We start from the raw sequence: 26,621 nt of genomic DNA on the forward strand, positions 1-26,621 counted from the left end.
GATAAAATGGCTGGAACAGAAATTTGTGCAGAATTTAATATAATTGGAGAGGACTTCCAAGAAGAGGAAGTTTCAAATGTTTTAGGACTGATTCCTTGTGAATTTTATCATAAAGGTGACCCGATAAAAAATCGTAATTTAGTACGCAAGGAAACTTGTTGGTCAATTAGTTCTGGGTTTGAAGAGTCCTTTGACATAAATGAACAGATTAAAAAAATTTTATATAAACTTCAAAATAAAAGAGAGGAATTAATTTTTTTAAAGAAAAAATTAAACCTTGATTATTTGTTATCCATCACAATAAAGGTTCAAGAAGAAAATGTACCTGCTATGTATTTCGAGTCAACCTTAATAGGTTTCATTAATAAAATTTCAGCAGAGATAGATATAGATTTATATTTATTTTCTTAGAAATATGCTTGTATCTTAATCAACAATATGTTTTACAAAATAAATCAAAAACCTATAAACCAATTAAAAATAATTTAAGGGACAAGGAACCTGTCCCCTTGTCCCCCATATACTTATGACCAAAATGGAAACCGTACGCAGGATGGAAGCTACAAGTATGTGTATAATAAACTAAACGAGCTGGTAGAAATCCAGACACTCAGCGGCCAGACAGTGGCAACATACACATATAATGAGGACAGTAAACGAATAAGCAAAACAATTAATGGCCAAACGACATATTATCATTACGATGAAAATCAGGTGCTTTTCGAAACTAATGATACCGGCACCATTACGGCTGAATACAGTTATGATGATTCAGGTCGTCCATTGACGATGACAAAGGATGGACAAACTTATTATTATTTACTAAACGAACATAAAGATGTTACAGCCTTAACAGATGCGGCTGGAAATATTGTTGCATCATATACCTATGACGCCTGGGGGAACATTCTCTCAAAAAGCGGTCCGATGGCTGATGAAAACCCTTATCGTTATGCTTCCTACCGCTATGACAATGAAACTGACCTTTATTACTTGATCGCACGCTATTACAAACCAAACGAAGGAATATTTCTATCCATTGACCCAGAACCGGGAGAACCGGAAGATCCTATTAGCCAGCATCCATATTTATATGTACAGAATAATCCAGTGATGTTGGATGATCCTGATGGAGAGCATCCACTTGTGGCTGTTCTTGTGTATGTCGGTGGACGGTACGTTGTTAAATATGTGGCAAAAAAAGGTATTAAATATGCTGCTAAAAAATATAAAGGAAAATTAAAATCTTCTTTAAAAAAATCAAAAAACAAAGGAAGAAGTGGAAAACAAGCAAGGCTAAGAGAATTGGCAAATGATGATAAGATTTCCAGAAGTATTCGGGGAGAGATTAAACGGGATATAAATCAAATAAAACGAGGGAAAAGAAAATCTATTAGAGTACCTAAAGGACATCATTTGAGACATAGATATGGCTTTGAAGCAAAGAAGGGATATGGTTATAAATATAGTGATTTGCAAACAATAAGGAGCCATAGAACTCAGCATAGAATTCATGGATACTAAGAAGGAGTAGAGATAGTGTGAATAAAGAAGTTAATGCAGTAATAAATCTTCCAGCATCTAAAAGGTATGGATACTTTATAAAAAAAGTTGTTGATTTTGAAGAAATATGGGGATTATATAAGGATGGTTGGGCAACTACGGAAAATTCAGAAGGGGAAGTATTAGTCCCGTTTTGGCCTAAAAGTGAATTTGCAGATTTATGTTGTGTAGAACAGTGGAAAGATTATAAACCTCAAAAAATACACTTAGATGATTTTATAAATAAGTGGGTTCCTGGAATGAGTAATGATAGATTAAAAATAGCGGTTTTTTGGTATAATAACGATTCTACTGTAGTTGATCCTAATAGGTTATTATCTGATTTAGAAGAGGAACTAAACGATTACTAGGAAATACAAAGCCACCTCTTCCTATAGACTAACCTAGATAAATGAGACACTATAAAACACCTTCGAAATGGTACACTTAATTAAAGTGTTAATTCGGAGGTGTTTTTGCGTGGGGCAAAAATGTATAAGAGGGCCAAGGGGACAGGTACCTCGTCCCAGATAGAGTGTGGCCACTTGGGAAAAACCAATATTAAGTCAAGTCAACAATAATTATGGAAGATTCCCTTTAGGTAGGTGTTTAAAAAGAAGTCTGAAATATATTAACTACTTCCAATTATCGAAAATGAGCCACAAAACATCAATAAGAACTGTGACAGAAATTTTAGCAAGGGATCTGTCCCCTATGACACCTAAACATAAAAAACTCTGCAGAGATTTTACTTTCCACAGAGCTTTCTTCATTTCCGTATTCAAAACTGCAGATTGGCTCAAGGAACAAGTCTTGTGAGTCCATTTTTCAAATAAACCCCTTTAGGTTCTCTCCAATATGGGACGAGGTACCTGTCCCCTTGGGCCTTTCCCCTTGGACCTTTTTGCATGAAATTGATAATCCTATTATACTAGTATTAGGAAATTATTACCTTAAAAATAAAGGAAGTAGTACCTTGAATTGAACAATAAAACTTTATTGAGGGAGTAGGTAATATGAATACAAAAATGAAGAAAGTTGTAATATCTACAGTACTAGGAAGCACATTACTTGTTGCACCTATCTCAACACCGTTTCAAAAAGAAGCATACAATGTTGAAGCTGCATCAATGAAATTTAATGATGTACAAACAAGTTCATTTGCCCATGAAGCGATTTATGACCTAGTAAAGCGGGATGTAATCTCCGGTTACAAAGACGGTACATTTAAGCCTAACCATATGGTAACTAGAGGACAATTTGCAACATTACTTGCAAGAGCTTTAAACCTACCAAATGCGGATTCAAATTTTAAAGACTTACCTAAGTCTAAATCTCTATATGATGGAGTAAGTAAAGCTGCCGCAGTAGGAATCATAAAAGGCACATCAGATGGATACGTTTTGCCCGACAAGGAAGTATCAAGGGCTGATATTGCAGTTATGATTGACCGAGCAATGCAAATTAAAGGGAAGTATACTGATTCATCTAATCTGTCGTTCAATGACAACGGTTCTATTCCTGCATATGCGTTGGAATCTGTAAAACGTATGACTAAATACGGAATCATTGCAGGGAAAGGAAATAACACCTTTGCTCCAAGTGAATATGCAGACCGAGCAACTTCCAGTGTATTTATTTGGAGGATGCTAAATGTTCTTGAAGGAAAGGTGGTAGATCAACCTCAATATCCAGTTGGGGATTTAAGAAATTACACATACGATCAATTAGTAGAGGAAGTAGGAGAGTGGAAGTTATTAAAACGAGTACAAGGTAAAGTAGTTGAGAAAGACCTTGTAGAAGAATTTTATGGAGACATTCATGATCCCAATAATGCAGGTGATGTATTAATGAAAACACCTTCTGATTATTTCAATTCATATATATTACTTGAATTGGAAAGTGCAGGAACTCAATACATTCAAGGTTTTCCAAAATTCGAATATGTATCAATCAATGGAGTGGCTTTTAAAGAATCGGAATGGTATCCGCAAGAATTTACCAATCAGACTAATATGTTTAACAAAGTATTAGACAATCAGATCCCTGCCCCACCGAAAGAAGAAGGAAAATTTTTAATTGACATTCCAGGAAAATATCAAGACCTTGTTACTTATCACAAAGGGAAGGTAGATATTGAAACAATGAAATCTGTTGTGAAACAGGCTAAAAATAATGACTACTATGTAGATGTAAAATCTATGTTTAATGATACAAGCTTAGTCACTGTTTCTTCTGATGCCTTAACAGTAAAGTATGGAAACAAAGAATTACAGCTAACACCAAACAGTTCAACAGCTTTGTTAAACGGAAATCCTGTTTCTTTATCAGATGTTGTGAAAGTTGAGGGAAATGTTGTATATGTACCTTTTAAATCTGTAGTAGAACAATTAGGTTTATATTGGAGAGAAATGATCTATGCACAACGTTTTGAGGTTGCTAACTATCCTCTAGAAAAAGGATTACTTGGATGGGAGAGTTAAATATTGAACGAATAGAGAAAGGTTCAGAAAATATATCTTTGTAATTTTAGCTGTTCTAATATTGAACAGCTTAATCCCTTCCAATTATGCACTTGCAGCGTAACCTTCAGAAGCGAAAAACGATAAACTAGATCCTGATGTGAAAATGGTCACAGGGATACAATATAAGGACCAAATTGGACCAAAACATGAAATAGTCGGTCATCATGATAGTACCATGAATCGAAATGATTAGATTATTTCGGGGAGTGACAGGCACTGTTCCTTAGAAACTGGGCGTTAATTTTGTCATCCCCGACTTTTGGTGATGAACCATAATAAAACTTTTGAGGAAATCATGATACAATAGATACATATTTTGGTCTAAGGGTGATATAATGTTAACTTTATCTGAAATTCTTACTTTAAGAGGTCTTGATTGTAGTGAGAAAATAAAATTAGTACGTCACAAGGATAAGAGATTTGATATTGACAAACTCTACAAGCTTGGCCAGTTAAACTATTATCAAAAACATCAAGAGACCCCTGTTTTTCATGATTGTAGCTATGTTATTTCATTTATAGGTTTACCAAGTAATCAAGCTCGTCTATTGGGAGTCTATAAAGTTCTCGGGTACAAAGCAACAAAGGAATGGGATATACCAGATACATTTATATATCGCAATAGTTTCAAAGATAGTAACTACATATATGACTTAGAAGAGGTAGATTTATTTAAGGACTTAAAAGAAAGAGTTGTCATAAATTGGGGGAAGGGTGCTATAAATTGGGCACAGTGGTTGAAAGATGAACCTGGAAAAGATAAAGAGATTATAGAAATTCTCCCTAAAGGCTACGTAAAACACTTTCCTGGATTTGATGAACTTATTATAACTTTTAATGAACTAAAGGATATAATGGACAACCCCATCGCCAATAAAGAATGGCACTTAATGCTTTCTTCTGTTTCCGGAATTTATTTAATAGTTGATCAAAGAACAGGTCAACAATATGTTGGATCTGCTTCAGGCAAAGAAGGCATTCTAGGTCGATGGAAGAACTACTCCGAAACTGGGCATGGTGGTAATAAAGAACTAATAAACCTTATTGTTAATGATTCATATGCCTTAAATAACCTTTGTTTTACTATTTTAAAGACTCTCCCATTGTCCATGACAAGCACAGAAGTAGTTTTTATAGAACAAAGATATAAAGAAAAATTAGGAACTCGTAATTTTGGTTTGAATTTAAACTAGTTCCAGGAGTGAATACAATGAGTGAGCAAGTTTTAAAAGATTTTTTGAAAGAGGAAATAGTCTATAGCAGGACTAGAAAATTATTAGACTGTGAGAACGAAATTCAGTGTAATGAATTAATAAAAGATCTTTCTATTGGGCAGCTTATGAAATTATCTGCATATCTAAACTGACAATAAAAGATATAAACTCATCAATTTAGCTTATTATCTTTATTTCTTGCTTCTACAGCTATTGCAATTTCTGTATTAAATGAAATAACAACTCCTTTGAAATGGATTTCTATGTTAGTACCTACTGCATTTACAATAGTGGGACGAGGTACCTGTCCCACTGGATCTTTCAGCTACTATTTTCCCTATCGACTCACAATATAACCTTCTCTTTTCCTCATCTGTCCCTATATAAAGATTTAGTATATGATCGATATTCATAAATCTTTGCGGATTAGCATTCGGATATAGATATAAGAAGTAACTACTCCAAAGATAATATTCTGGCCTCTTGACCATTTTTGCTTCAACTGGGTTTAAATGAATATAACGGCTGACTTCAATCATCCCTTCTTTATCCTCAATCATTTTATCATAAAAACGCTTTTCGAATACGTGTCCAGTCATGCGATAACGTGTGTTGTAATAGTTCGCATATCGCTTATTTATCAATGCCATCATTTTTGACAAAGGAACTTCTTTAGAACGTAGTTGTAGATGAAAATGATTGGTCATTAGACAATAGGAAACGAGTTCAAAAGGGACTTTTTCATGAAGCTGATAAAGGATATGGAGAAAGGCATTAAAATCTGCAGCGGAGCGAAAAAGGGGATCTCGTCGATTGCCCCTGCAGACGATATGATAGAATCGGTGCTGAATCCAGATTCTTTTAGTGCGAGGCATTAGTTTTCCCTCGCTTTCAATTCTGATTTTTGTAGGCTGTTTCTCCTTAATGTAATCGCTTTCCAGATGCTTTCATCCGTTATATTTGATTCACCTGCTAAATCAGATATTGTTCTAGCAAGTCGAATAATCTTTATTTGAACACGATTGCTCCATTGTTGTTTCGATGAAACTTGGGTGATCATTTTTTGCTGACTCTCTGTTAATGGACTTGACCTTGTTAATTGTTCATAAGGAACTTTTGCATTACATATTTCAGCCTGATAGCGAGCATATTCTCTCTCCCTTGCTTTTTCTACCCTCTGTCTGATTTCTAAAGATGTCTCTCTTCTATTAAAGGGCTGATCCAGATTCACAGACTTTAACGTGAGCAGAATATCAATTCGGTCATAAACAGGACCAGACACACGATTTCGGTAGGCTTGGATTTGTTTCGGTGTGCACGTACAATATTGGGTGTTGGATCCAAGATACCCGCAAGGACAAGGGTTCATTGCACCAATAAGAATAAAAGAGGCTGGATAGGTGACAGTAGAGTGCGCACGACTAATGGTGACTTTTCCTGTTTCAAGTGGCTGCCTTAACATATCCAACGATTTCTTTGTAAATTCAGCCATTTCGTCAAGAAACAATACACCATGATGAGCTAATGAAATTTCTCCTGGCTTTGGATAGGAGCCACCCCCAATAATAGCAATGGAAGAAGCAGAGTGATGAGGATGTCTATATGGGGCAATTGAGGAAGTTGGAAGTTTTTCCTGTGCAAGCTGATATAAGCTAATGACTTCTAATTGTGCAGATTTTGTCAGCGAGGGAAGAATGGAAGGAAACGTTTCAGCAAGCAAGCTTTTGCCACAACCGGGAGGACCACTCATTAAGACATTATGCCCTCCAGCAGCTGCTATCTCCAATGCCTGTTTCGCTTGTTCATGACCAATAATATGTGAAAAATCCTTGTGGCACTCATACGTGGAAATCGTATCTTCTAATGGTGGATTCACTTCCTGTAGAGGTAGGGAAACTTGTCCTTTTCCACTTATGCACTGTATTACATCATTAATATGGTGTACCACCATATACTCTATGCCTTCTAACAAGTCAATAGGAATCAGTGGATCATATGGAAGAAAGACGAGTTTAATTCCTAAACCTTTAGCTGCAATCACTGCAGGTAGCATCCCTTCCACTTTAGCGACCGTACCATCTAGAGATAATGCTCCGATAAATGCCGCATCATGTGGAATTTCTTCCTTTATATATCCCCTTTCTTTCAATACTCCGATTGCCATTGCCAAATCAAATAGCGGTCCATTTTTCTTTTGTTCTGAAGGCGATAAATTGACTATTATTTTTTGTTCCGTCGTATCACAACCTAATGTTCTTATGGCAGATAACACTCGTTCCTTTGACTCCTTCACCGATGTGTCTGGTAGCCCAACAATCACCATCGATTCTGTTCCATGCGAAATTTGTATTTCCACTTGAACTAGGTATCCTTCCAACCCTTTCAGACCAATACTAGCAATTTTTACAGTCAAATAAAAGACCTCCTTGTGTCTATGATTTTTACGTATAGATATAGAAAAAATGCGAATGGAGAAACATTCTTATTATGCAGGAAAATAAGACTTGGTGAAAAACTGGCTAAATGAATTAAATGAGGGGATTTAGTGGATTGGTTCTAGGATTGGATTTGGAAGATTGTTGTTTCTTGATGACTCTTTTATAAAATTCGACTCTAATAAATAAATTCCTTCCATTTCAGAAAATTTCATACGAATACATTAAGATTCAGACAAACACTTTCATCAAATGACTGACTTGCCTTTTCATTTATCACAATACAAATTCGACAAAATTCGGGTGGTTACTGGCACTCTTCCATTTCCAAATAAAAAGCCCTGTAGAGATTTCTCTCCACAGAGCCTTCCTATTCGTCTTTCGACATATTTCGGGGAGTGACAGGCACTGTTCCCCCCTGTAGAGATTTCTCTCCACAGAGCCTTCCTATTCGTCTTTCGACATATTTCGGGGAGTGACAGGCACAGTTCCCAATTGTAAACAATGAAGATTATAGAGCTACTAAAAAAACTTTCGCTAAATAAAAAGCCCTGTAGAGATTTCTCTCCACAGAGCCTTCCTATTCGTCTTTCGACATATTTCGGGGAGTGACTGGCACTCTTCCCATGTCGACATTTTTATTTATAGTATAAAAAATTCAACAAAAATTTAGTGGTAACAGGTACCATTTCCTAGGCACCATACCAAAAAAGATAGCTCAGCCCTGCAATACTCGGTAGCGGGGAAAAGCTATCTGACGTTCAATTTTGTTAGCAGCTCTGCCAATATCGGTAGCGGAGAAACTAACCATTTGCATATTATATTACTTGTATAGTTCATTCTTGTCAAGTTATGGAAAATCATAGACCTATCTAATATACATTAAGGATAGACATATTTTGAAATACTTTAAGACCTTACATTCAGTTATTAATGAAACCATAAGACTGAATATCCTTATTGTAAACAATGAAGATTATAGAGCTACTAAAAAAACTTTCGCTAAATAAAAAGCCCTGTAGAGATTTCTCTCCACAGAGCCTTCCTAATCGTTCTTCGACATATTTCGGGGAGTGACAGGCACTGTTCCCAAAAGAAAAGCCCTGCAGAGGCTTCAAATTCTACAGGGCTACTTTACTCTATACACTTTCAAACACTATCGCAGTGTGCGTCTGACCCCAATAGCACAATAACAGACAACATATATTCTCTAGATCTTTAATCGATTGTTATGTTTGCTACGTTTTCCCCATTACGTACTGCTTGAACGTTTACTTTTAAATTCTTGTATTCATTTTTTAATTCTTGTGCATACTTATTTGCCAATTCTTTTGCTCTTTCATCACTAACTATTTCTTCTAATACAAGTGCCCCAAAAACAACCCCATTTTCCTCATAAACTTGTCCGTTCTTGACCCCCTCTTCGTCTAGTACCATTTCTGTATACTTTTCATTTTGCATAATCTCTTTTGAACCATGCTCGGAGGTTTTATCTTGTGATTTGTTTAAATCCTGTTTTTCCTCTTCAACATTCGAGCAGCCTGCTATAAAAGTAAATAAGAAAATCACTAATAATATTAGTATATTTCTAAACATAATTCCTCCTAATTAATATATATATCAGTAATCAAAAAAAATTGGAAAGAAAAATAAAACACTCTGTAAAGAAATCTCTACAGAGTGTTTTATTTTATCCTGTATTGTTAGAATAAGTGAATTATTCTAAGCTACCAGTACCAGTTGCATTAACAACTAATTTATCAACGTTAAAGTAGTAACCAGATTTAGTTTTTAATCCAGCATCAGTTTTGAATGTAATAACTGTAAATGCAGTATCGTCAATCGCTGCAGCTGTAGTACCTAAATCAGTATACCATAGAGTTACAGATTTTTCATCAGAAGCCATCTCTAACTTGTAGCTCTCTTTAGTTGTACCAGCAGCAGTAACTGCTTCGTTAGAAGCGTTAACTGTTTCGTCATTAAATGAAATTACACCTAAGTTTCCAACAGTTAATGTATCAGCAGCAGAAGCATTTTGAGCTAAAGTTGCAGTAGTTGCAGCAGTTAATACACCTGAAGTGAAAGTTCCGATTGATGTTGCATCAAGAGCTGTATCAAATGTAAATTTGAATGAATCAGCAGAAGCTTTAGCAGCATTTGCATCTAGACCACTTGTACCTTCATTAGTAATTGTAGTTGCAGTTGCACCAAAGTTCTTAACATCAATTGCTGTTTCAGTCTTAGCTAACTTATAGTTACCAGCTTTAGCAGATTGAGCACTTTCTTTAACACTTAATTTAAGATCAGTAACATTTACATCAGTATTGTCAATGTCGAAATACCATACTGTTGCTCCATCATATTGACCAGTTGCTACAGCAGTCTTAACTAAATTCTTAGTGTCAGTACCTTTTGTAACTACAAAGTCGCTCGCTAATACAGCAGCCATGCTATCATCGAACTCAACTGCAATTGTATCAGTATCAACTAAGCTCGCACGAACAACCTGTGGAGCAATTTTGTTAGCAGCAGCTACAGCAGCTGTTCCACCTGGGTTAAGAACCTCGTCAGCTGTAAATCCAATTCCAGCAACATCTTTAGCTGTTGGGTTTGGAGATACTGCTACGTATACGCTGTCTCCAACTAAATCAACATCTTTAGCTAATGTTAATGTGAAAGTAGTTAAACCAGTAGTTGAGCTATAAGAAGCTTCAGCTTTAGTTTGACCTAAGATTAAGCCATTCGCACCAGCTGTACCACTGTTTAATGCAGCAACGTTTGCATAAGTAGTAGTTGCAGCATTGTAAACTACGAAATCACCAGTTGTGATTGCTTCGAATTTACCAGCTACTTTAATTTGAACTTTGTTAGCCGCTACTAAATCTACAGCTTTTAGTTGAGTAGCACTGTTATTTAAATCATATACATCATTATGTGCATTTAGGTTAATAGTTTCTTTAGTGATGTAAGTAGGAATTACATTACCTTCAGCATCAGCAACTAAACCAAGACGTACATCAAAGTCACTGTCACTTAAGAATAGTGATGTAACACCAGCTTTAGGCTTAATTACTAATTTAACACGCTTATCATTTACTTTGTAAGCTTCGATAGTGTGGTTAGTAGGCTGTGCCCAATCAGTTCCACTTCCATCAACTTCAAACTCATACTTAGCAGTATTTAGTACACTGTTAGCTCCTGAGAATGACATATTCTCTGAGAAGTCAACATATAAAACTTGCTCATAAGTTGAAGAGTTACTAGTACCATAAGCAGCACTAATTGAAGGAGTTGTTGAATCTACGATAGAAACTGATACTTTACCATCAGCTAATGTATTGCCTAAACCGTCTTTTAAGTTTTTGTAAGTTACTTCATAAGTACCAGTTGGTTGTACTGAAGCTAATGTGAAAGTTACACGGTACCCTTTACCATCTGTGTTAGCTGTGTAAGATCCGTTAGTAGTGATTACATCATCACCATCAGCATCTTTAAGTTCATAGTTTGTAGCTTTAACAACTTCAGTAGCGTTCATTGGCTTGTCAAAGTAAACTGTTACACTGCTATCTGAAGCAGATTTAGCTTCTGTAACTTTAGCAGTTGCTTCAGCAACAACATCTCCTGTTAATACCCACTCAGAATTCTTAACTGGATTAGAAGAGAAATCTTTTAAGTCAACAGTTGAATCAGATCCATCGCCATCTACTAGGAAGTACACTTTTTTACCAGCTGGTAGCGGGTTAGAGTTAAAGTTTACATAGTAAGATGTTTTAGAAGAATCTACAGCGTCTACAGTGTTAGTTGAATCAGCAGCGTATCTAGCAGCACCATTGCTGTACTCGCTGAATGCAAAGTTTGCAGAGTAGTCAGTAGCTTCACCTAAGTTGATTTGCTTATTGAATGTAACTTTAATCTGACGTTGGTTAACAACTTCAATGCTGCTTACAGATGGTACTGCAGTGTCATTTGAAACAGTGAATTTTTGTTCTACGATAGGTACAACATATCCAGCGTAGTCTTGGATTGTACCTTTATTTTTGATTTTGTGCTCTCCAGCTGCAATTGGAGCAGATAATACTACATTGAACGCAGTGTTAGTAGCGTCAACAGCAGTTGCAGTTGCAGTGATTGCTGCTTCGTCGATTTCGAAGAAGTTACCAGCAGTTGAAATGTTTGTTTGTACCGGCTCAGAAAACTCAACGCGTAATGTAGTTGCACCAAGTGCAGTTACACTCTTAATTGTTGGGATTCCAGCGTCAACTGGCTTGAATGTTTTGTCAGTAGAAGCTACAGCAGTTCCAGCTGAATCTTTAACATTCTTAACAGTTAATTTATATTCTTTACCATCAGTTAGGTTAGCACCAGCTACTACATGAACTGTCTTTTTGTCAGCTGATAATACAACGTTTGAAGTTGTAACGTTGTTATCAATTGCAAAGTTAGCAGTTGTAACAGTGTCGCTGTCTAATGCTTTATTGAAAGATACAGTGATTACTCTAACGTTATTCGCACTTACCTCAGTAACCATTGGAGTCGCAGGTACTTCAACCTTTGGTCCTTCAGTTACTTTTTTACCTAAGAAAGATACTAGGTTGTAAGTTTTACCAGCTTCTTGAGTAGAAGTAGTTAATTTAATAGAAGTGAATTTTTCTTCATCAGCTGTAGATCCTTCAGTTACGATTTCAGCAGCTACAACTTCTAAACCGCCATCGAATGCGAAGTCTTCTTTAGAGATTTCAGAAACTTCACCTTTAACAGTCACTAATAAGTGAGTGCTGTCGATTGAAGAAATTCCAGTTACCATTGGAGCTGCTACAAGCGTATCTGCCTTATGTAAGAAGATCGCAAACTCTCCACGTTTTACAGCGTCGCTAGTTCCGAAAGAAGTAGCTGTTTTACCGCTTGTGATTTCATTAGCAACTAATGCTTTTACAGCAGCTGCATAACGATCGTTAACATCGCTGAAAGTTAATTCGCCTTCGCCTGTTAAGCTATATGCGTTTGAAAGGATGATAGCTAATTCTCCACGAGTTAATGGAGCATCAGATCCGAATGAAGTAGCTGTCTTTCCGTTGATGAATCCAGCAGCTTTAAGAGCGTTAACCGCATCTTTCGCACGATCTGGAACGTCACCGAAGCCAGCATCTGGAGCGTCAGCGCCATCAAGGCCTAGAGCTTTAGCAAGCATTACAGCAGCGTCTACACGCTTAACTTCTTTTGATACACCAAAAGTAGTTGCAGTAAGACCACTTGCAATATTGTTTTCTACTAAATAATTTACTGACTCTGCATAACGCTCTGATACATCAGAAAATCCTGCAGCAGCAGCTGGCGCAACAGCAGATGCAACTAAAGTTGCAGTAGCAGCAGTTGCTACGAACTTACGGTAAGACTTTGGTTGGTAAGCCATTGTAATATTTCCTCCCCGTTTTGAAAAAAAGTTTTTTTGTATAATACTGATGATTGCTCACCAGTAGGTAACACCCGATCTCATCTAAACTCTATTTCTCTTAAACTGGTAATTCTTTTAGTTGAAAGAACTATCTGGTAGAAATAGAAAATTTAAACTTGGTTCTATTCTACCAAAATACTACTAAAATTCAACTATTTTTTACAAAATCCTCATTCTGTAATTATTACCAATTATTAAGTATGTAGGAATATAGAGGAACAGTTATCTGTGTTAACCTGTATTGGATTGCACTTCTATATTATACATACTTCTTTAAATAATTGGAAGTTTTTTAATAAAAAAGTTAAAAAGACCATATTTACTGATTAAATGTAAGTTTTATAGGGAGTTTGAGGTTATTCCAATATACTTAACAAGGTATATATACTTAGTGATTACATATATTTTCTAATCAATATTACGAATTGACTTATCCCAAATGTTAGTACAGTAGGTATTTCAAAACCCTAATACAAAACAAAAAACCACCCTACCAGAACTGGCAGAGTGGTTTTATTATTAGTATGGTTTCGCTCCCATATGCTCTTGTTGGTTTCGATAGAGGAAGGCTAGCATAAGTCCCGCTACGAGCCAGAAGATCACGTTCAGCTGTGGAATAAAGATGAGGTTATTCGACAGGTTCTGGACCATATAGCACACGCTTCCTGCAAATAGCCCTACACTTAAGACCTTACCTAAGACATTTTGCTTAAAGTATAGTTTGATAATCATTAAGAAATACAGAATATAGATAAGCAAGAACGAAACTAAGCCGATAAACCCTGTTTCCGCTCCTACTTTCAAATAAGAGTTATGAACAGAATAGCTATCATGACCAATATCTAGCTCAGGATACTTTGTCACATAATCCTTATAACGTGCATAGTAATTCCCCATCCCTACTCCTAGGACTGGGTTATCTTTCAGCATATACCAGCCTGTCTTCCATAGGGTAATACGAGATACAACCGCTTTGTTCGTTGTAGAATCCTCTTCATCGATTTCTTCCTGGTCTTCTTCATCGATCTCTTCACCTGCTAAATCACCGTTATCGCCAGCACCTGGACTGCCAATTGGGATGAGCTTTTCAATCGCATAAAGAGCCGAGCTTGTTCTAGACTGAAAATCAGGCATAAAGAATACGACTGTAAACAGAACTAGGAAAGAAATTAAAATATGAGGCTTTATGACATTTTTAAAGAATAACTTCGGAATTAAAATAACCGCTAGAATGAACGCACAAGCCATGGTTACCCATGCCGCACGCGTGTAGGTTAAAATAACGTCAATCACATAGATGGCATAAATGGCAAACATGAATAGCTGAGCAGCTCTGTTTTTCAAATAAACAACTGAAAGCAGCAATAGCGTTGGAATGATAAAGTTTAAATACGCAGAGAAATAGTTAGGATTCACTAAAGTCGAATCTACACGACCTTTCGCATCCTGTAGCGCATATAAGCCTGCTTTGTTTAATGAAAAATTAAAGATGTATTGTAAAACACCAAATAGTCCAACAATAATGACGGCTGCTCCAAATGCCTTAAAGAACCCCATATATTGCTTCTTGCTAAAATCAACCTTTGCGACAATTAGAAACAACACGACATAGGATAGATAGCGGGCAATTTCCATAATCGCCGCTTTTAGATCCACTGCATTTACAATTGAGACAAGTGATATCAGCAAGAATAGGGCAAAGGCACCTGCTAGGGGCCAAATCCTTAATTGATTGAAACGAAGTCTTCCTTTAAAAAACTCATAAACGGCTGCTAGGGTTACGAGTGGAATCAGGATTATTTCAACGGATAATGGAATCGGTCCAATATACGCTTTGAAATAAACGATTGGAATCAGAAACAAGCTAGCAAGCACAAAATAGTATGTTAATTTATTATTATTTTCCATTCTTGAAGCTCCTTAATATGATGATTGGTCTCTCTTTTCCCTTGAATAGCTTACACGATACGAAACACTCGTACAACTCTAATTTTTTCCTATACTATTGCATGGTAGGTATTCATCGTATCTGTGTAAATTTGCTCGAGAGAAAATCGAGAAGCTGCATGATGGTATAGTCGTTCACCGTAAGAGACTAAATCATCACTCATCCACAGCTCATAAGACTGCTGGATGGCCTTTTTCAACTGTTCTACTTCTCCAACTGGGACAATCCAGCCAGTCTCACCGTTTGTGACTAATTCCTTGACACCACCCACATCGGTAGTTATTAAAGGGATGCGTTGATTAGCCGCTTCTAATAATGCTAAAGGAAAGCTTTCGCTATAGGATGCGAGCAGTCCGATAGTGGAAGCCGCATAGACGCGATCCACATCCTTTCGGAAACCTAAGAAATGAACCTGCTCTAAAAGACCAAATGCCTTCACCTTGTCTTCTAGCTCCCTTCGGATTGGGCCGTCCCCTACTAGTAGAAGCTTCACACGAGGGTTATTCAATTCCTTAATTGCTTGAAATACAAGCTCATGCCCTTTAATTGGATGAAGTCTCGCAACCATGGTAATGACAAAATTCTCGTCTGACACACCTAGCGATTGCCTTGGGACTGGAACTGCTTTATCCTGCGAAAAATGGATACCATTATAAATCGTTTGAATCTGCTTCTTTGGAATGCCCATACCGACTAAATTCGATTTGAACACTTCAGATACAGCAAAATAATGATCCATCCGCTTTAAGGCCATCAAATGAAGCTTGGTGAAAATAGTCCCTTTGATACCTGATTTCATAAAGTCTAAGCTAGGATCACTATGGACCGTCGTCACCCATTTTTTCTTTACCCTGCTGGCAATATAAAGACCAAATAAATTTGCACGCGCTCCGTGTGTATGGAGAATATCAAAGCCCTCTGACTCCATATATCGAACCACCTGGTTTAATACAGATACATCATAGCGAGAGGCTTGCTTAAATAGTGCGACCTCAATTCCTGCTTCCCTTGCCTCCTGTGACAGGGCTCCTTCCTGAAGAACAGCAAGTGCTACGGTATCCTTTGGAAACTGAGAAAGAAGCGTAATCACATGCTTTCGCGAGCCTCCCGTTTCACCACCACTAATTAAATGTAAGACCTTCATAGCTACCTCCTTCCTTCCTGGATTTCTCCTTCTTATGATCCTTTGCTAAAAAGAACCTTTAGTAAGAAGCGAGGCAGATTCATTTGCCTCTTCAGACGTTTTGGGTCCTTGATTAATCGATACAACCATTCTAGTCCAAGCTTTTGGAAGAAGGCTGGCGCCCGCTTGACTCTTCCGGAAAACACATCAAAGCTACCTCCAACACCTTGAAACACTTTGACATTCAGCTTTGGCATATGCTCTCGAATCCACAGCTCCTGCCTTGGGCTTCCCATCGCGACAAAAAGAAGCTCTGCTTCAGAAGCATTGATTTTCTCGACGAGCGCATCATGATCCTTCACGTACCCATTTTCATAGCCAGAGATCATTAGGCTTGGATACGTTTCTTCGAGCTTTCGTTTCGCTTCTGTTACGACCTCTTCCTTTGCCCCATAAAGGAAGACTTTTCTTCCTTCTTCTGACGCAAAACGAATGAGCCGTTCCATCATATCAACGCCTGTGACGCGGGAACGAATGTTGCCGCCCTTTAGCTTGGAAGCAAGAAGAATTCCAACTCCATCCGGAATTTGATAGGTAGAATTATTTATTAAGTCTAATAGCTCTGCGTTTTGGGATGCTGTCATGACTTTTTCAGGGTTTACGGCAATTATGGTTGATTGCTCCCCTGCTTGCATGCGGCTTTTTATATCATCTATGATTTCTTCATAATTGAGGGGTGAAACCTTCACCCCTAGATATTGCTCTTTATTCATGTGATCCATCACTTTCTATCACTCTTATAGTTGAATTGGCTGTAGCATGGAAAGATCTCCGATACGGTAGAGCTTTACAAAATCACCAGCTAAACTAGTGCAATTCTTTGTATCAAAGACAACCGGTGAAGCCATGCTTGAGAAGTCATCTGCTGTTAATTGTTTAAATTCATTATGGTCAGCTAAAATCGCCACCACATGGGCACCCTTAACGGCTTCTTCAAATGAAGAAAGCTCGAATGGAACCTGTTCGTTTTGAACATGTGGATCATACGCATGAACCTCAAAGCGTGGATTGTGAGCAAGCTTTTCATATATTTCAATTGCAGGGCTTTCACGAACATCATCAATGTTTCCTTTGTATGTTAACCCAAATACAGCAATTTTCGGCTTGGCTACTTGAACCGTTAGCTTCTCGATTTGCTCTACGACAAAATCAGGCATTGAATTGTTAATTCTACGAGATTCTTGAATTAACGGCGATTCTGCTTGGGCTTTTTCCACGATGAAATATGGGTCAACCGCAAGGCAATGTCCACCAACACCAGGTCCTGGCTGATGGATATTGACGCGGGGATGCTTATTGGCAAGCTCAATCACAGCGTGTGCGTTCACACCTAGCTTTTGACTAATCTTTGCTAGTTCATTGGCTAAAGCAATATTCACGTCACGGAATGTATTTTCCATTAGCTTTGACATTTCAGCTGTCAATGCTTCTGTTTCGATCACATCACCAGTTACGACGGCACGGTATACATCTCCTGCTTTTTTCGCCGCTACTGGAGTCGTTCCACCGACAATGCGCGTATTTTCAATAAGCTCGATTAAAATACGTCCTGGAAGAACACGCTCAGGGCAATGGGCTAAATAGATATCATTCTGCGTATCGAACCCATTTTCCATTAAGATTGGCGCAACCACGTCATCCATTGTACGAGGAGGAATCGTTGACTCAACAATGACGACATTTCCTTTTTTCAAGTAAGGAACGATCGATTTTGTTGCGCTGACTACATAATCAATATTTGCCGTAAAGTCTTCATGTATTGGCGTTGGAACGGCAATAATAAATACGTCCGCTTCTTCAGGAGTTGTTGAACCACGAAGCTTTCCTGCTTCCACTACTTCCTTTACTAGCTCAGGAAGACCTACTTCTTCTATGTGAACTTCACCTTTATTTAGAGATTCTACCACACGCTCACTTACATCCATTCCGACCACTTCATAGCCTGCTTTAGCAAAAATGGCTGAAGTCGGTAAACCAATATATCCTAATCCGATTACACAAATCTTTTTCATTTCATAGGACCTCTCTTTTAATTCTATATAATGTAGAAACTGCACAAAATCGATATTTCCTTCGAACAATTTCTATGAAATAACTACAATATCTAACATAGTATATCAAATCTTGACAGACCTTGCATCATTGACATTGAATGGTTGACATTTAAATGTTAAAATATTGTGTAGCTTTGCGGTGCAGCACGACTTCAGTGGGCACCTTTCTTTTATGTTACGAATAATTACAAACACACATACGCAGACTGACTATTTATTATAAGGAGGAAACACTTCTTTGAAGATTGTGATTTCAGGATTTTATGGCCTTGGCAATACTGGTGACGAAGCCATATTAGAATCCATTGTAGATAATTTACGCGAGCATTTAAATGAACCAGATATTACCGTTTTTTCTTTATCACCCGAGCAAACAGCGAAAGAGCACGATGTCAAAAGTGTATACCGCGGCTGGCGACATGATTTCAAAGGAAAAGTGAACGCATTAAAGGAAGCCGATCTGCTCATTAGCGGTGGAGGCGGATTGCTTCAGGATACATATCCAACGAAATTTATTTTCGGTCCTTTACCTTACTACCTGCTTATTGTATTCCTTGCCAAGCTTTGCGGAACAAAGGTGATGTTCTTTTCTCAAGGAATTGGCCCTGTCAATTCCACTTGGGGAAAAATCTTAATGAAAGTGTTTGCGAATATGGCAGACTTCGTAACTGTTCGCGATCAGTTCTCGAAAGATTTGATTCATAAGCTCGGTGTTAACCGTCCAGATACCGTTGTAACAGCGGATATTGTTTTTGCTTTTCACCCGAAGAAGGATACAGCTTGTATTGATAGCTTACCACTTTCACAAAAAGACAATCTTGTTGCCGTATCGGTTCGTCCTTGGTTTGAGAAGGTTAAGCAATTTGAGCAAATGGCGGAAATTCTTGATACATTAATAGAAGAAAAAGGGGTTACCCCTGTTTTCGTACCGATGGAAGGCCATCATGACGATGACGCGAGTAAAAAAGTGTTAGCACATATGAAGCACTCTGATAAGTGCCATATCCTTGGGACCAATTTCACACCAAACCAATATTTAAACTTTATTGGGGAATGTCAGCTAACAATTGGAATGAGATTACATGCACTTATTTTCTCAACGATTATGGGAATCCCACATATTGGACTGAGCTATGATAAAAAGGTCGAAAGCCTTTTGAAGCGTAGTGGAATGTGGGAATACTCTGCAGTACTAGAGGAAATGGATGTAGAAAAGCTTTCAACAAACGCGTTGTATCTCTTAGATCATCTGGATGAAAATCGTGCGATTGTAAAGCACAATGCAGCCGAGATGAGAAAAGAAGCCGTTCGCAACGTTGAACTGCTACAGGAGAATTTTATTAAGTAAGAAATTTTCACACAGATCCTAACAAATAAAATAAATGAGGTGCAAGAAATGAAAATTCTCATTGCAACCGCGTACGACTATCCACATGCGGGTGGATTATCGACTCATGTGACTACATTAAAGGCTGGGCTGGAAGAGCGCGGTCATGAAGTAGATGTATTATCCTTTACGAACGTTCCACCGGTTGTGCGAAAGGTATATGCACAGGGACCAAGCTACGTAATGAATAAAATGAAAAAAGGCCGCGGTATTCTGTGGAGCCATAAGGTTCGAAAAAAGCTTCTTCAAGCCTTGATTGAAAAAAATAAGCATAAGCTCTATGACGTGATTAATGCGCAAGATCCTTTTACGACACTTGCTGCGCTAGAAACAGGCATTCCAACTGTATCCACTGTGCATGGCTACATGGCATTTGAGTCGGTTAGTAAAGGCTCCATTATTGAAGGAAGCCCAGAAGCGAAGGAAATGCAAGCTGTTGAGGTACAAGCCTATAAAGGGACAAGAAAAATTGTGACCGTTGACCAGCGCTTAAAAGAATATGTAAAAGAAATGTCCGGAGTTGATGGAATAGCAATCCGTAACTTCATTGACATTAATAGCTTCAAGCCAGATAAAGAAAACAAGCAGGCACTTCGTGAGAAATACGGAATTCTGAAGGATGAAAACATCCTATTTGTTCCTCGTCGATTAACGAAGAAAAATGGGGTAATCTATCCTGCATTAGCGATGCCAGCTATCTTAGAAAAATACCCAAACACACGCTTAATCTATGCCGGTAGCGGTGAAGCCATGGCTGAAATTAAGAAAATCGTCGCTGAGCATGGGATGGAGGACAAAGTGGATCTGCTTGGTGCCATCCCACATGAGAAGGTAAAGGATTACTATGCATTAGCAGATATTGTTCTTGTTCCAAGCGTTCATTCGGCAGGTGTGGAAGAGGCAACATCGATCTCTGCTCTTGAAGCAATGGGTTCTGGCTCTCCTCTTGTCGCATGTGCAGTTGGTGGATTAAAGGAAATTGTCAACCACGAGGAAGATGGGCTACTAGTAGAAGAAAAGAATGTGGAGCAGCTTGCTGAAGGGGTTCTTTTCTACTTAAACCACCCTGATAAAGGGGAAGAAATGGCAGCAAAAGCACGCAAAAAAATTGAAGATGAATACTCCCACATAGCCGCTGCCAAAAAGTATGAAGAAATTTATCTAAGTGCATTAGAGTAATAACTTAACCAACAGGGCTAACCTTGCTAAAGCTTTCATCGAAGAGAAGGCAGGGTTTAGCCCTTTGCTTGTATTTCTAATAGAAAGTGACTGAGTGAAGATGTCTGGATTAAAGAAAACAGCCCTATGGATTACCCTTTTAGCGCTAGTATTAAAGCTCTCTGGTTTCTTACGGGAAAGTATTATCGCAAGGCAGTTTGGGGCAAGTGAATTTACAGATGGGTATTTGCTATCATTTTCCTTTATTACCTTAGTCGTTGCCATGATTTCTGGAGGGTTTAACAATGTTTTTCTTCCGATGTATGTAAAAAACCGCAAGGAAGATGAGCAGACAACTGAACGGAATGCGATCGGAGTCATGAATGCAACTGTTCTTCTGTTTTTACTAATCACAGGGGTCGGCTATTTCTTAGTACCCTATTTCGTCCCATTTATTTTCGGTAAAATGACGGTAACTACAGAAATAGTAGCAGTGGAGATCACCCAATTTTTCTTCTTATTCATGAGTGCCATTGCCTTAAACGGAATTCTAGAATCGTATTTACAGGGCAGAAGAGTATTCGTGCCTTCCCAAATATCCAAGCTTCTCGCCACCTTAATGGGGGCCGTGTTTGCTTTGGTTTTTTCCGAGGAATGGGGTATTCACAGCTTAGCTTACGGGTTTATCTTTGGAACCTTACTAGGTACAGCCATTCAATTTTATTATTTATCAAAAAACGGCTTTCACTGGCAGCCTACTCTTAAAGTAGATAAAGCCTTTCGCTCTGCCTTTCTCATTCTTCTAGTTCCCGCATTACTAAATTCTGTTGTTGGCCAAATTAATATGTTCGTCAACAAAATGTTTGCATCAGGAACGACAGAAGGTGCCGTCACCTATTTGAATAACGCATCCTTACTCGTCAGCATTCCGCAAGCAATCTACGGAACAACAATTGCCGCAATTATTTTTACACTTCTTTCCGAACGGGTGGATGATTCAAAGAAATTTCAGCAAACGGTTTTTATGGGGATGCAAATCTCATTGGTTACCCTTATGCCCATTGCTGTAGGCTTGTTCCTTGTCGGAGACGCAGCCATTTCCTTTGTGTATGAAAGAGGAAAGTTCTCAGCCGAGGATAGCCATAATACCTATGTGGCATTGCTTCTCTACTTGCCGTTGATTGTGACACAAGGAATGCAGTATATTGTATCCAAGTCGATGTATGCTCGCGGGAAAACAGCAATTGTCTTTCGCATTAGCGTCACAACGATTGCCATTAACGTATTTCTCAATTGGTTATTCGTTGAGCCATTCGGCTACCCAGGACTCGCGTTAACGAGCTCGCTTGTGTCGGTTTACTACTTAACGGTGTCAACAATTGTTGTTTATAAGGATTTTGAACGCTCAGAAATAGATAAGCTAGTAAATTTATTCGTGCGTGTCATCGTTCCAACTATTAGTATGGCACTTCCTATCATATTAATTAAAAAATTCACAGGGATCACAGAGCTCTATTCTTTACTTCAATTAATCATCTTAGTCCCTATTGGAATCCTCCTCTATACAGCTGGAATTTATGTTTTTTATCGAGAAGGATTCAATCAGCTCCTAAACATTGTTAGAAGAAAAAAAGCGAACGTATAAAATGGTGATACTCATATGAAGAAATTAAGTGTAGGTTTTCTAATTTTGCTGATCTTCCTTACTAGTTGCAGCAAGGAAGAAGGAATAAAGAAATTTCCCGTAGATTCTCTTCCACTAGAGGTGCATGTCGAAAACGGGGTAGCCTTCGAGAGAAATCAATCTACTTCTAGTCAGCATGAGCTTTATGAGGACTCCCTCTTAACTTATGACATAAATAATCGAAATGGACATATTGCAAAGCTGCATCTGAAAGATCGAAAGTTAACCAACGGAGACCACCTCGTATACTTTAAACTAGAAGGCGTAGAAGAGAATGAAGCGAAGATCACTGTTCGGTTAACATTCAATGAAGCGAACCGGTTATTACTAGATGATTGGGATCAGCGTCAACCCCTTAGAGAACATGACGGGACGACCGGGACAGATGAAACGACACAGCCAATTGGAAGATTTTCTATTAACCAATTTGATGAAACAAAGCATGAAGTCGTTCTTAGCAAACAATATCAATCGACTCTTCTCACCCAGGACTATGAAAATGGCTTTACTAGTCAAGTGAGAGAATTCATTTCTGAAGTTAAAAATTATCAGATTCACCAAGAAGAGGACTCTGTATCCCTTTCCTTTCAGCTAGAAGCAAATAAAGGGGAGCTAACAGAGAATTGGTTTATGCTTTCGAGCGAAAAGCTGTTCTCTTCTACTGATGCGATGCAAGAATATGTAGACATCTACATCGATTCTTATAAAGAGGTTACAGGCTGGCTGACAACAGATGGTGCCATAAAAAAGCTTCCTTGGTCCATTGAGCCTTATACGAAAAAGGGCTATGGTAGAAATCTTGGAATGATGATCGACAAAAAAGCCATCGATCAATATTTTTTAACAAAAGAGCGCTATCTATATAATTTAATGATGAATTCTGTTGCAGACCTATATGTATATGTAGAAGAAAAAGAGACCGACATATGGGAAACCGAATATACGAGCACTTGGCTAAAGAAGGCATATGGACTAACTGCTCCCTACATTGATACCAGACATAATGAGTTTATTGCCCTCTATTTGTCGAAAATAGGAGATGAATTCGATATCCCTGATCTTCAAGAAGCTACACTAAAGTACGGGGATTACCTTCTCGAGCAGATCGAAGCTGGAAATGTGATTAAGACAGAGAATGGCCTATTTATTGCAGATTACTTCTCTCCTTACGACCAAAAGCAGATGACACATGCCTCTATGAATCATGTGCTTGGTGGAGCTAATCTCTTGCTAGATTGTTATCTTCAATCAACGAATGACAAGTACCTAGAAGCTGCTCGAAAAATTCTGAGGGGCATTGAAGATACTCAAATGGGTTGGATTCGGCCGAATGGCGATCTGTGGTATCAAGTAAATCCAGATTTATCTTTTGCAGGTGGGGATTACGAGCAATTAACACTGGTCGATCTATTAAACCATCAAAACAAATGGCAAGAGGTCGGGGAGAAACGAAGCCCTGTAATTGATGAGCTAATTAGTGTAAAGACGAGTTATTTAGTAGATCAGCAAGTCAAGCTACTCGATGTAGTAATAGCAGAGCTGCGTAAGCAAGGATTTGGACAGTTAATTAAATAAACTTTGGGGCATTCCCATCAATAAACCTTTTAATTTAGATGGTTTATTGATGGGGATTTTTTCTATATCCATACTTTCTTGGCATCTATCTGCTACTTCTTAGTCTTTATCCGTAAATTTTTATTAGTATCTGAGGATTCTCACACTTTATCCGTAACTTGTTTACATATAACCGTAAGTTTTGGATGGTTATCCATAAGTTCTTAACTTATATCCGTAGCTTTCGGATAGTTATCCATAAGTTCTTAACTTATATCCCTATTTTTCTTTTCCCGTATGCCTCCCCATTTTTCTGTGCTAGCCATGAGAGTAGAAAGGCTATAATCCGACTAGAGGCTTTTAACCGCGTTTTTCACCCCAAAATAAAAAACGACGGAAGTCTCCGCCGTTTTTCGCAAATCTACTAGTTAATATCCACTTTATCAATGAGATCCGAACGGACATAGCCGAACTCACTCTTTCTGTCATCGGATACGATCTTATACCAGATCCAGCCATCGCTCGCTTTTTCTTCTGAAACAATAATGACAGGCTTGTCCTTTGTTTTGAATGTGTAAAGCAGATTTGTCGTGCCTTGAGCTGAAGAAGCCGATGAACGTACATTGGTTCCATCTGTGTTGATCAAACCGATCGTTGTGTACCGCTTATAATCCTTCAAGCCTAAGCCTCGGTCAATTCGATACATATGTGAGGCTACCTTAGCTCCCCAATATGCATCAGAAGCATATTTCACATTATAGCCAATTGCTTTATTTCCAGGAACAGCCCCATTTGCATAAGGACCTGTTGGAGGAATATAGTTTTTATCTAAGTAGCTATTGATCAATGCATCTACACTCGCGTTTACAGTTGGATATGGCTCTGCCTTATCAGGATTACTATCATAAGCTTTAATTCCGAATAAATTGTTTAAGGTTTGAGCTTTACTACTCATTCCGTACTGCCCTTCATGGAAAGCCATCGCTAAAATTAATAGCGCATTTACATTGTACTTGGATTCCATTTCTTTTAAATAGGTACCAAGGCCAATCACCTTACTCTTTGTCGTCGCATCTTTGTAGATTGCATAAGTAGATGGGCTTGCTTTATATAAATTCTCCAATTCTAGCAATCTTTGATTAATATATTGGTTTAATTGATCTGCGGTATAGACCGTTTTCGCTCTACCTGATAGATATTGATAATAGGTATAAGATTTGCCTACATAGGAGGATGAACCACCATTTGCATTGCTGTAAAACTTATATCCATCCCAGCTATAATAGCTTACACCTTGCTTCAAGAAGGATGGTGCCTTTCCTACCTCAAAAGCATAATACGTTTTTAGTGCAGGGCTGTAAAAGTTAAACACTAATTCATTGCTACTATTAACTGAATAAAAATTTTGTTTCTTTACCGCTACTGCAGGCATCAAAGAAACCTCTGACTGTTTTGCGTATGCCGTTAGTCCACCTAAATACACCTTCACCGAATCCTCACTAGAAGCAATATATTTCATTTCCTCATTTGGCTGGACATACGTCACTTCACTCTTTAATTCAGGGTCACTATATAGTTTCGTTGTATACATTCCAATAGATGGATTCGAATACACTAGCCCTGACTGCATTTTTATCACTTTCCCGTCTAGTGTAACGACTTGAGAGCTAGAGGCTGCATTCCACGAATTAACCGCATCTGTATAGGTTTTGAATTCCTTAGAAGTAAAGTTCAATTCTCCATTGCTATCCACTTCAGCAATTTTAAATGGTTTCTCTTCTGGCTCAGGCGTTGGGTCCTGAATACCTTCAATTGCATGAATCATACGAATAATAAATGCAGCTGCTTCGGCACGAGTAGCATCTTTTGCCGGTTCAAATCGATAGGTTTTCCCATCTGCGTTTGGAAATCCAATGGTAATATTTAATGAAACACTATTAGCAATTGCAATGCGCGAAGTAGATGAAGTTACTTTATGAAAGTCTGTTAGAATCGTAGGTGCTTCATACGGTACATCTACCAATTTATAATCCATAGCATTCTTAATCATGATTACCATTTGCTCGCGAGAAATCTCTTCATCTGCGTTAAAGTAGCCACCCGTTTGCCCAGATACAATCCCTGCTTCAGCTGACGCATTAATACCAGGTGCTAAGCTTGAAGTAATCGAGACATCAGGGAATTTATGTGGACCCTCTTGAAGCTTTAACGCGCGGGAAATGAAGTTCGCAAACTCGCCTCTAGTTACCTTGTTACCCGGTTTATAAATTCCTTCACTATATCCATACATTATTTCCTTGTTTATCGCTTCTCTTAATTCCTGCTCAAGAGAAATGCCTGTAATATCATCCGCTAAGCTGACTTTTGCAGGTAACACCGCAAAAAGTAGGAGCGCGGTTAGTAACCATATTCTTGTCTTTTTCAACGTGAAATCCCCTCTCTTACTTGAAGTCTTCATTTATTGTAAAAACACAACGTTTCGTGT

Annotated in this window: 19 protein-coding genes; 10 read left to right on the top strand and 9 right to left on the bottom strand. The window is 38.1% G+C overall.

Annotated elements, in window-relative coordinates:
• The first annotated feature begins 6 nt into the window (after positions 1-6).
• The 6 genes from LS684_RS18925 (at position 7) to LS684_RS18950 (ending at position 5,433) form a co-directional block, all read left to right on the top strand.
• The gene (locus LS684_RS18925; RefSeq protein ID WP_233808414.1) at positions 7-411 is read left to right on the top strand and encodes a DUF4279 domain-containing protein; all 405 of its coding nucleotides are present in this window, start codon (positions 7-9) and stop codon (positions 409-411) included.
• 90 nt (positions 412-501) lie between these two features.
• A complete protein-coding gene (locus LS684_RS18930) occupies positions 502-1,524 on the top strand; it encodes a polymorphic toxin type 8 domain-containing protein (protein WP_489886020.1) in 1,023 nt (340 codons plus the stop codon).
• Positions 1,525-1,541: 17 nt separating this feature from the next.
• Entirely contained in the window at positions 1,542-1,913 is a 372-nt protein-coding gene (locus LS684_RS18935) for a DUF2750 domain-containing protein (protein WP_233808418.1), read from the top strand.
• 645 nt (positions 1,914-2,558) lie between these two features.
• Positions 2,559-4,025 carry an S-layer homology domain-containing protein gene (locus tag LS684_RS18940; protein WP_233808419.1) on the top strand — a complete coding sequence of 489 codons (1,467 nt, stop codon included), beginning with the start codon at positions 2,559-2,561 and terminating at the stop codon, positions 4,023-4,025.
• 377 nt (positions 4,026-4,402) lie between these two features.
• Positions 4,403-5,260, top strand: coding sequence for a GIY-YIG nuclease family protein (locus tag LS684_RS18945; protein WP_233808420.1), 858 nt, complete (start codon positions 4,403-4,405; stop codon positions 5,258-5,260).
• Positions 5,261-5,277: 17 nt separating this feature from the next.
• The gene (locus LS684_RS18950) at positions 5,278-5,433 is read left to right on the top strand and encodes a hypothetical protein (protein ID WP_233808421.1); all 156 of its coding nucleotides are present in this window, start codon (positions 5,278-5,280) and stop codon (positions 5,431-5,433) included.
• A 114-nt stretch (positions 5,434-5,547) separates the two neighbouring features.
• On the opposite strand, the gene LS684_RS18955 is transcribed toward LS684_RS18950, so the two are convergent.
• From LS684_RS18955 to LS684_RS18990, 8 genes are all read right to left on the bottom strand, one after another.
• Positions 5,548-6,156: a transposase gene (locus LS684_RS18955; protein ID WP_233808424.1), complete on the bottom strand. Its 609-nt coding sequence runs from the start codon at positions 6,154-6,156 to the stop codon at positions 5,548-5,550.
• Positions 6,156-7,694 (bottom strand): YifB family Mg chelatase-like AAA ATPase, encoded by a 1,539-nt coding sequence (locus tag LS684_RS18960; protein WP_233808425.1) that lies wholly within the window; start codon positions 7,692-7,694, stop codon positions 6,156-6,158. The genes LS684_RS18955 and LS684_RS18960 overlap by 1 nt, the downstream gene beginning before the upstream one ends.
• A 1,240-nt stretch (positions 7,695-8,934) precedes the next feature.
• Positions 8,935-9,312, bottom strand: a complete 378-nt coding sequence (locus LS684_RS18965; RefSeq protein WP_233808434.1) for a hypothetical protein — start codon at positions 9,310-9,312, stop codon at positions 8,935-8,937.
• Positions 9,313-9,433: 121 nt separating this feature from the next.
• Positions 9,434-13,126, bottom strand: a complete 3,693-nt coding sequence (locus LS684_RS18970) for an S-layer homology domain-containing protein (protein WP_233808437.1) — start codon at positions 13,124-13,126, stop codon at positions 9,434-9,436.
• A 561-nt stretch (positions 13,127-13,687) separates the two neighbouring features.
• Positions 13,688-15,076, bottom strand: a complete 1,389-nt coding sequence (locus tag LS684_RS18975; protein ID WP_233808442.1) for an O-antigen ligase family protein — start codon at positions 15,074-15,076, stop codon at positions 13,688-13,690.
• 89 nt (positions 15,077-15,165) lie between these two features.
• Entirely contained in the window at positions 15,166-16,260 is a 1,095-nt protein-coding gene (locus LS684_RS18980; RefSeq protein WP_233808444.1) for a glycosyltransferase, read from the bottom strand.
• A gap of 32 nt (positions 16,261-16,292) precedes the next feature.
• A complete protein-coding gene (locus LS684_RS18985; protein WP_233811706.1) occupies positions 16,293-17,012 on the bottom strand; it encodes a WecB/TagA/CpsF family glycosyltransferase in 720 nt (239 codons plus the stop codon).
• Positions 17,013-17,036: 24 nt separating this feature from the next.
• A complete protein-coding gene (locus LS684_RS18990; protein ID WP_233808448.1) occupies positions 17,037-18,311 on the bottom strand; it encodes a nucleotide sugar dehydrogenase in 1,275 nt (424 codons plus the stop codon).
• 280 nt (positions 18,312-18,591) lie between these two features.
• On the opposite strand from LS684_RS18990, the gene csaB reads away from it, so the two are divergent.
• The 4 genes from csaB to LS684_RS19010 all read left to right on the top strand — a co-directional run bounded on the left by csaB (position 18,592) and on the right by LS684_RS19010 (position 24,157).
• Complete coding sequence (gene csaB, locus LS684_RS18995) at positions 18,592-19,701, top strand: polysaccharide pyruvyl transferase CsaB (protein ID WP_233808449.1); 1,110 nt, start codon at positions 18,592-18,594, stop codon at positions 19,699-19,701.
• 48 nt (positions 19,702-19,749) lie between these two features.
• Positions 19,750-20,919 carry a glycosyltransferase family 4 protein gene (locus LS684_RS19000; protein ID WP_233808450.1) on the top strand — a complete coding sequence of 390 codons (1,170 nt, stop codon included), beginning with the start codon at positions 19,750-19,752 and terminating at the stop codon, positions 20,917-20,919.
• Positions 20,920-21,019: 100 nt separating this feature from the next.
• Positions 21,020-22,543: a murein biosynthesis integral membrane protein MurJ gene (gene murJ, locus LS684_RS19005; RefSeq protein ID WP_233808451.1), complete on the top strand. Its 1,524-nt coding sequence runs from the start codon at positions 21,020-21,022 to the stop codon at positions 22,541-22,543.
• A gap of 15 nt (positions 22,544-22,558) precedes the next feature.
• Positions 22,559-24,157, top strand: coding sequence for a hypothetical protein (locus LS684_RS19010; protein ID WP_233808452.1), 1,599 nt, complete (start codon positions 22,559-22,561; stop codon positions 24,155-24,157).
• Between the two features lie 403 nt (positions 24,158-24,560).
• On the opposite strand, the gene LS684_RS19015 is transcribed toward LS684_RS19010, so the two are convergent.
• The gene (locus LS684_RS19015; RefSeq protein ID WP_233808454.1) at positions 24,561-26,561 is read right to left on the bottom strand and encodes an S-layer homology domain-containing protein; all 2,001 of its coding nucleotides are present in this window, start codon (positions 26,559-26,561) and stop codon (positions 24,561-24,563) included.
• Between the last annotated feature and the right edge of the window lie 60 nt (positions 26,562-26,621).

The sequence above is a fragment of the Cytobacillus spongiae genome (assembly GCF_021390075.1).

Coding starts and splice junctions, on each gene's coding strand:
- LS684_RS18950 (WP_233808421.1), top strand. CDS start 5,278: ATGAGTGAGCAAGTTTTAAAAGATTTTTTGAAAGAGGAAATAGTCTAT.
- LS684_RS18985 (WP_233811706.1), bottom strand. CDS start 17,012: ATGAATAAAGAGCAATATCTAGGGGTGAAGGTTTCACCCCTCAATTAT.
- LS684_RS18965 (WP_233808434.1), bottom strand. CDS start 9,312: ATGTTTAGAAATATACTAATATTATTAGTGATTTTCTTATTTACTTTT.
- LS684_RS18990 (WP_233808448.1), bottom strand. CDS start 18,311: ATGAAAAAGATTTGTGTAATCGGATTAGGATATATTGGTTTACCGACT.
- LS684_RS18980 (WP_233808444.1), bottom strand. CDS start 16,260: ATGAAGGTCTTACATTTAATTAGTGGTGGTGAAACGGGAGGCTCGCGA.
- LS684_RS18925 (WP_233808414.1), top strand. CDS start 7: ATGGCTGGAACAGAAATTTGTGCAGAATTTAATATAATTGGAGAGGAC.
- LS684_RS18940 (WP_233808419.1), top strand. CDS start 2,559: ATGAATACAAAAATGAAGAAAGTTGTAATATCTACAGTACTAGGAAGC.
- LS684_RS18945 (WP_233808420.1), top strand. CDS start 4,403: ATGTTAACTTTATCTGAAATTCTTACTTTAAGAGGTCTTGATTGTAGT.
- LS684_RS19000 (WP_233808450.1), top strand. CDS start 19,750: ATGAAAATTCTCATTGCAACCGCGTACGACTATCCACATGCGGGTGGA.
- murJ (WP_233808451.1), top strand. CDS start 21,020: ATGTCTGGATTAAAGAAAACAGCCCTATGGATTACCCTTTTAGCGCTA.
- LS684_RS18975 (WP_233808442.1), bottom strand. CDS start 15,076: ATGGAAAATAATAATAAATTAACATACTATTTTGTGCTTGCTAGCTTG.
- LS684_RS18955 (WP_233808424.1), bottom strand. CDS start 6,156: ATGCCTCGCACTAAAAGAATCTGGATTCAGCACCGATTCTATCATATC.
- LS684_RS18970 (WP_233808437.1), bottom strand. CDS start 13,126: ATGGCTTACCAACCAAAGTCTTACCGTAAGTTCGTAGCAACTGCTGCT.
- LS684_RS19010 (WP_233808452.1), top strand. CDS start 22,559: ATGAAGAAATTAAGTGTAGGTTTTCTAATTTTGCTGATCTTCCTTACT.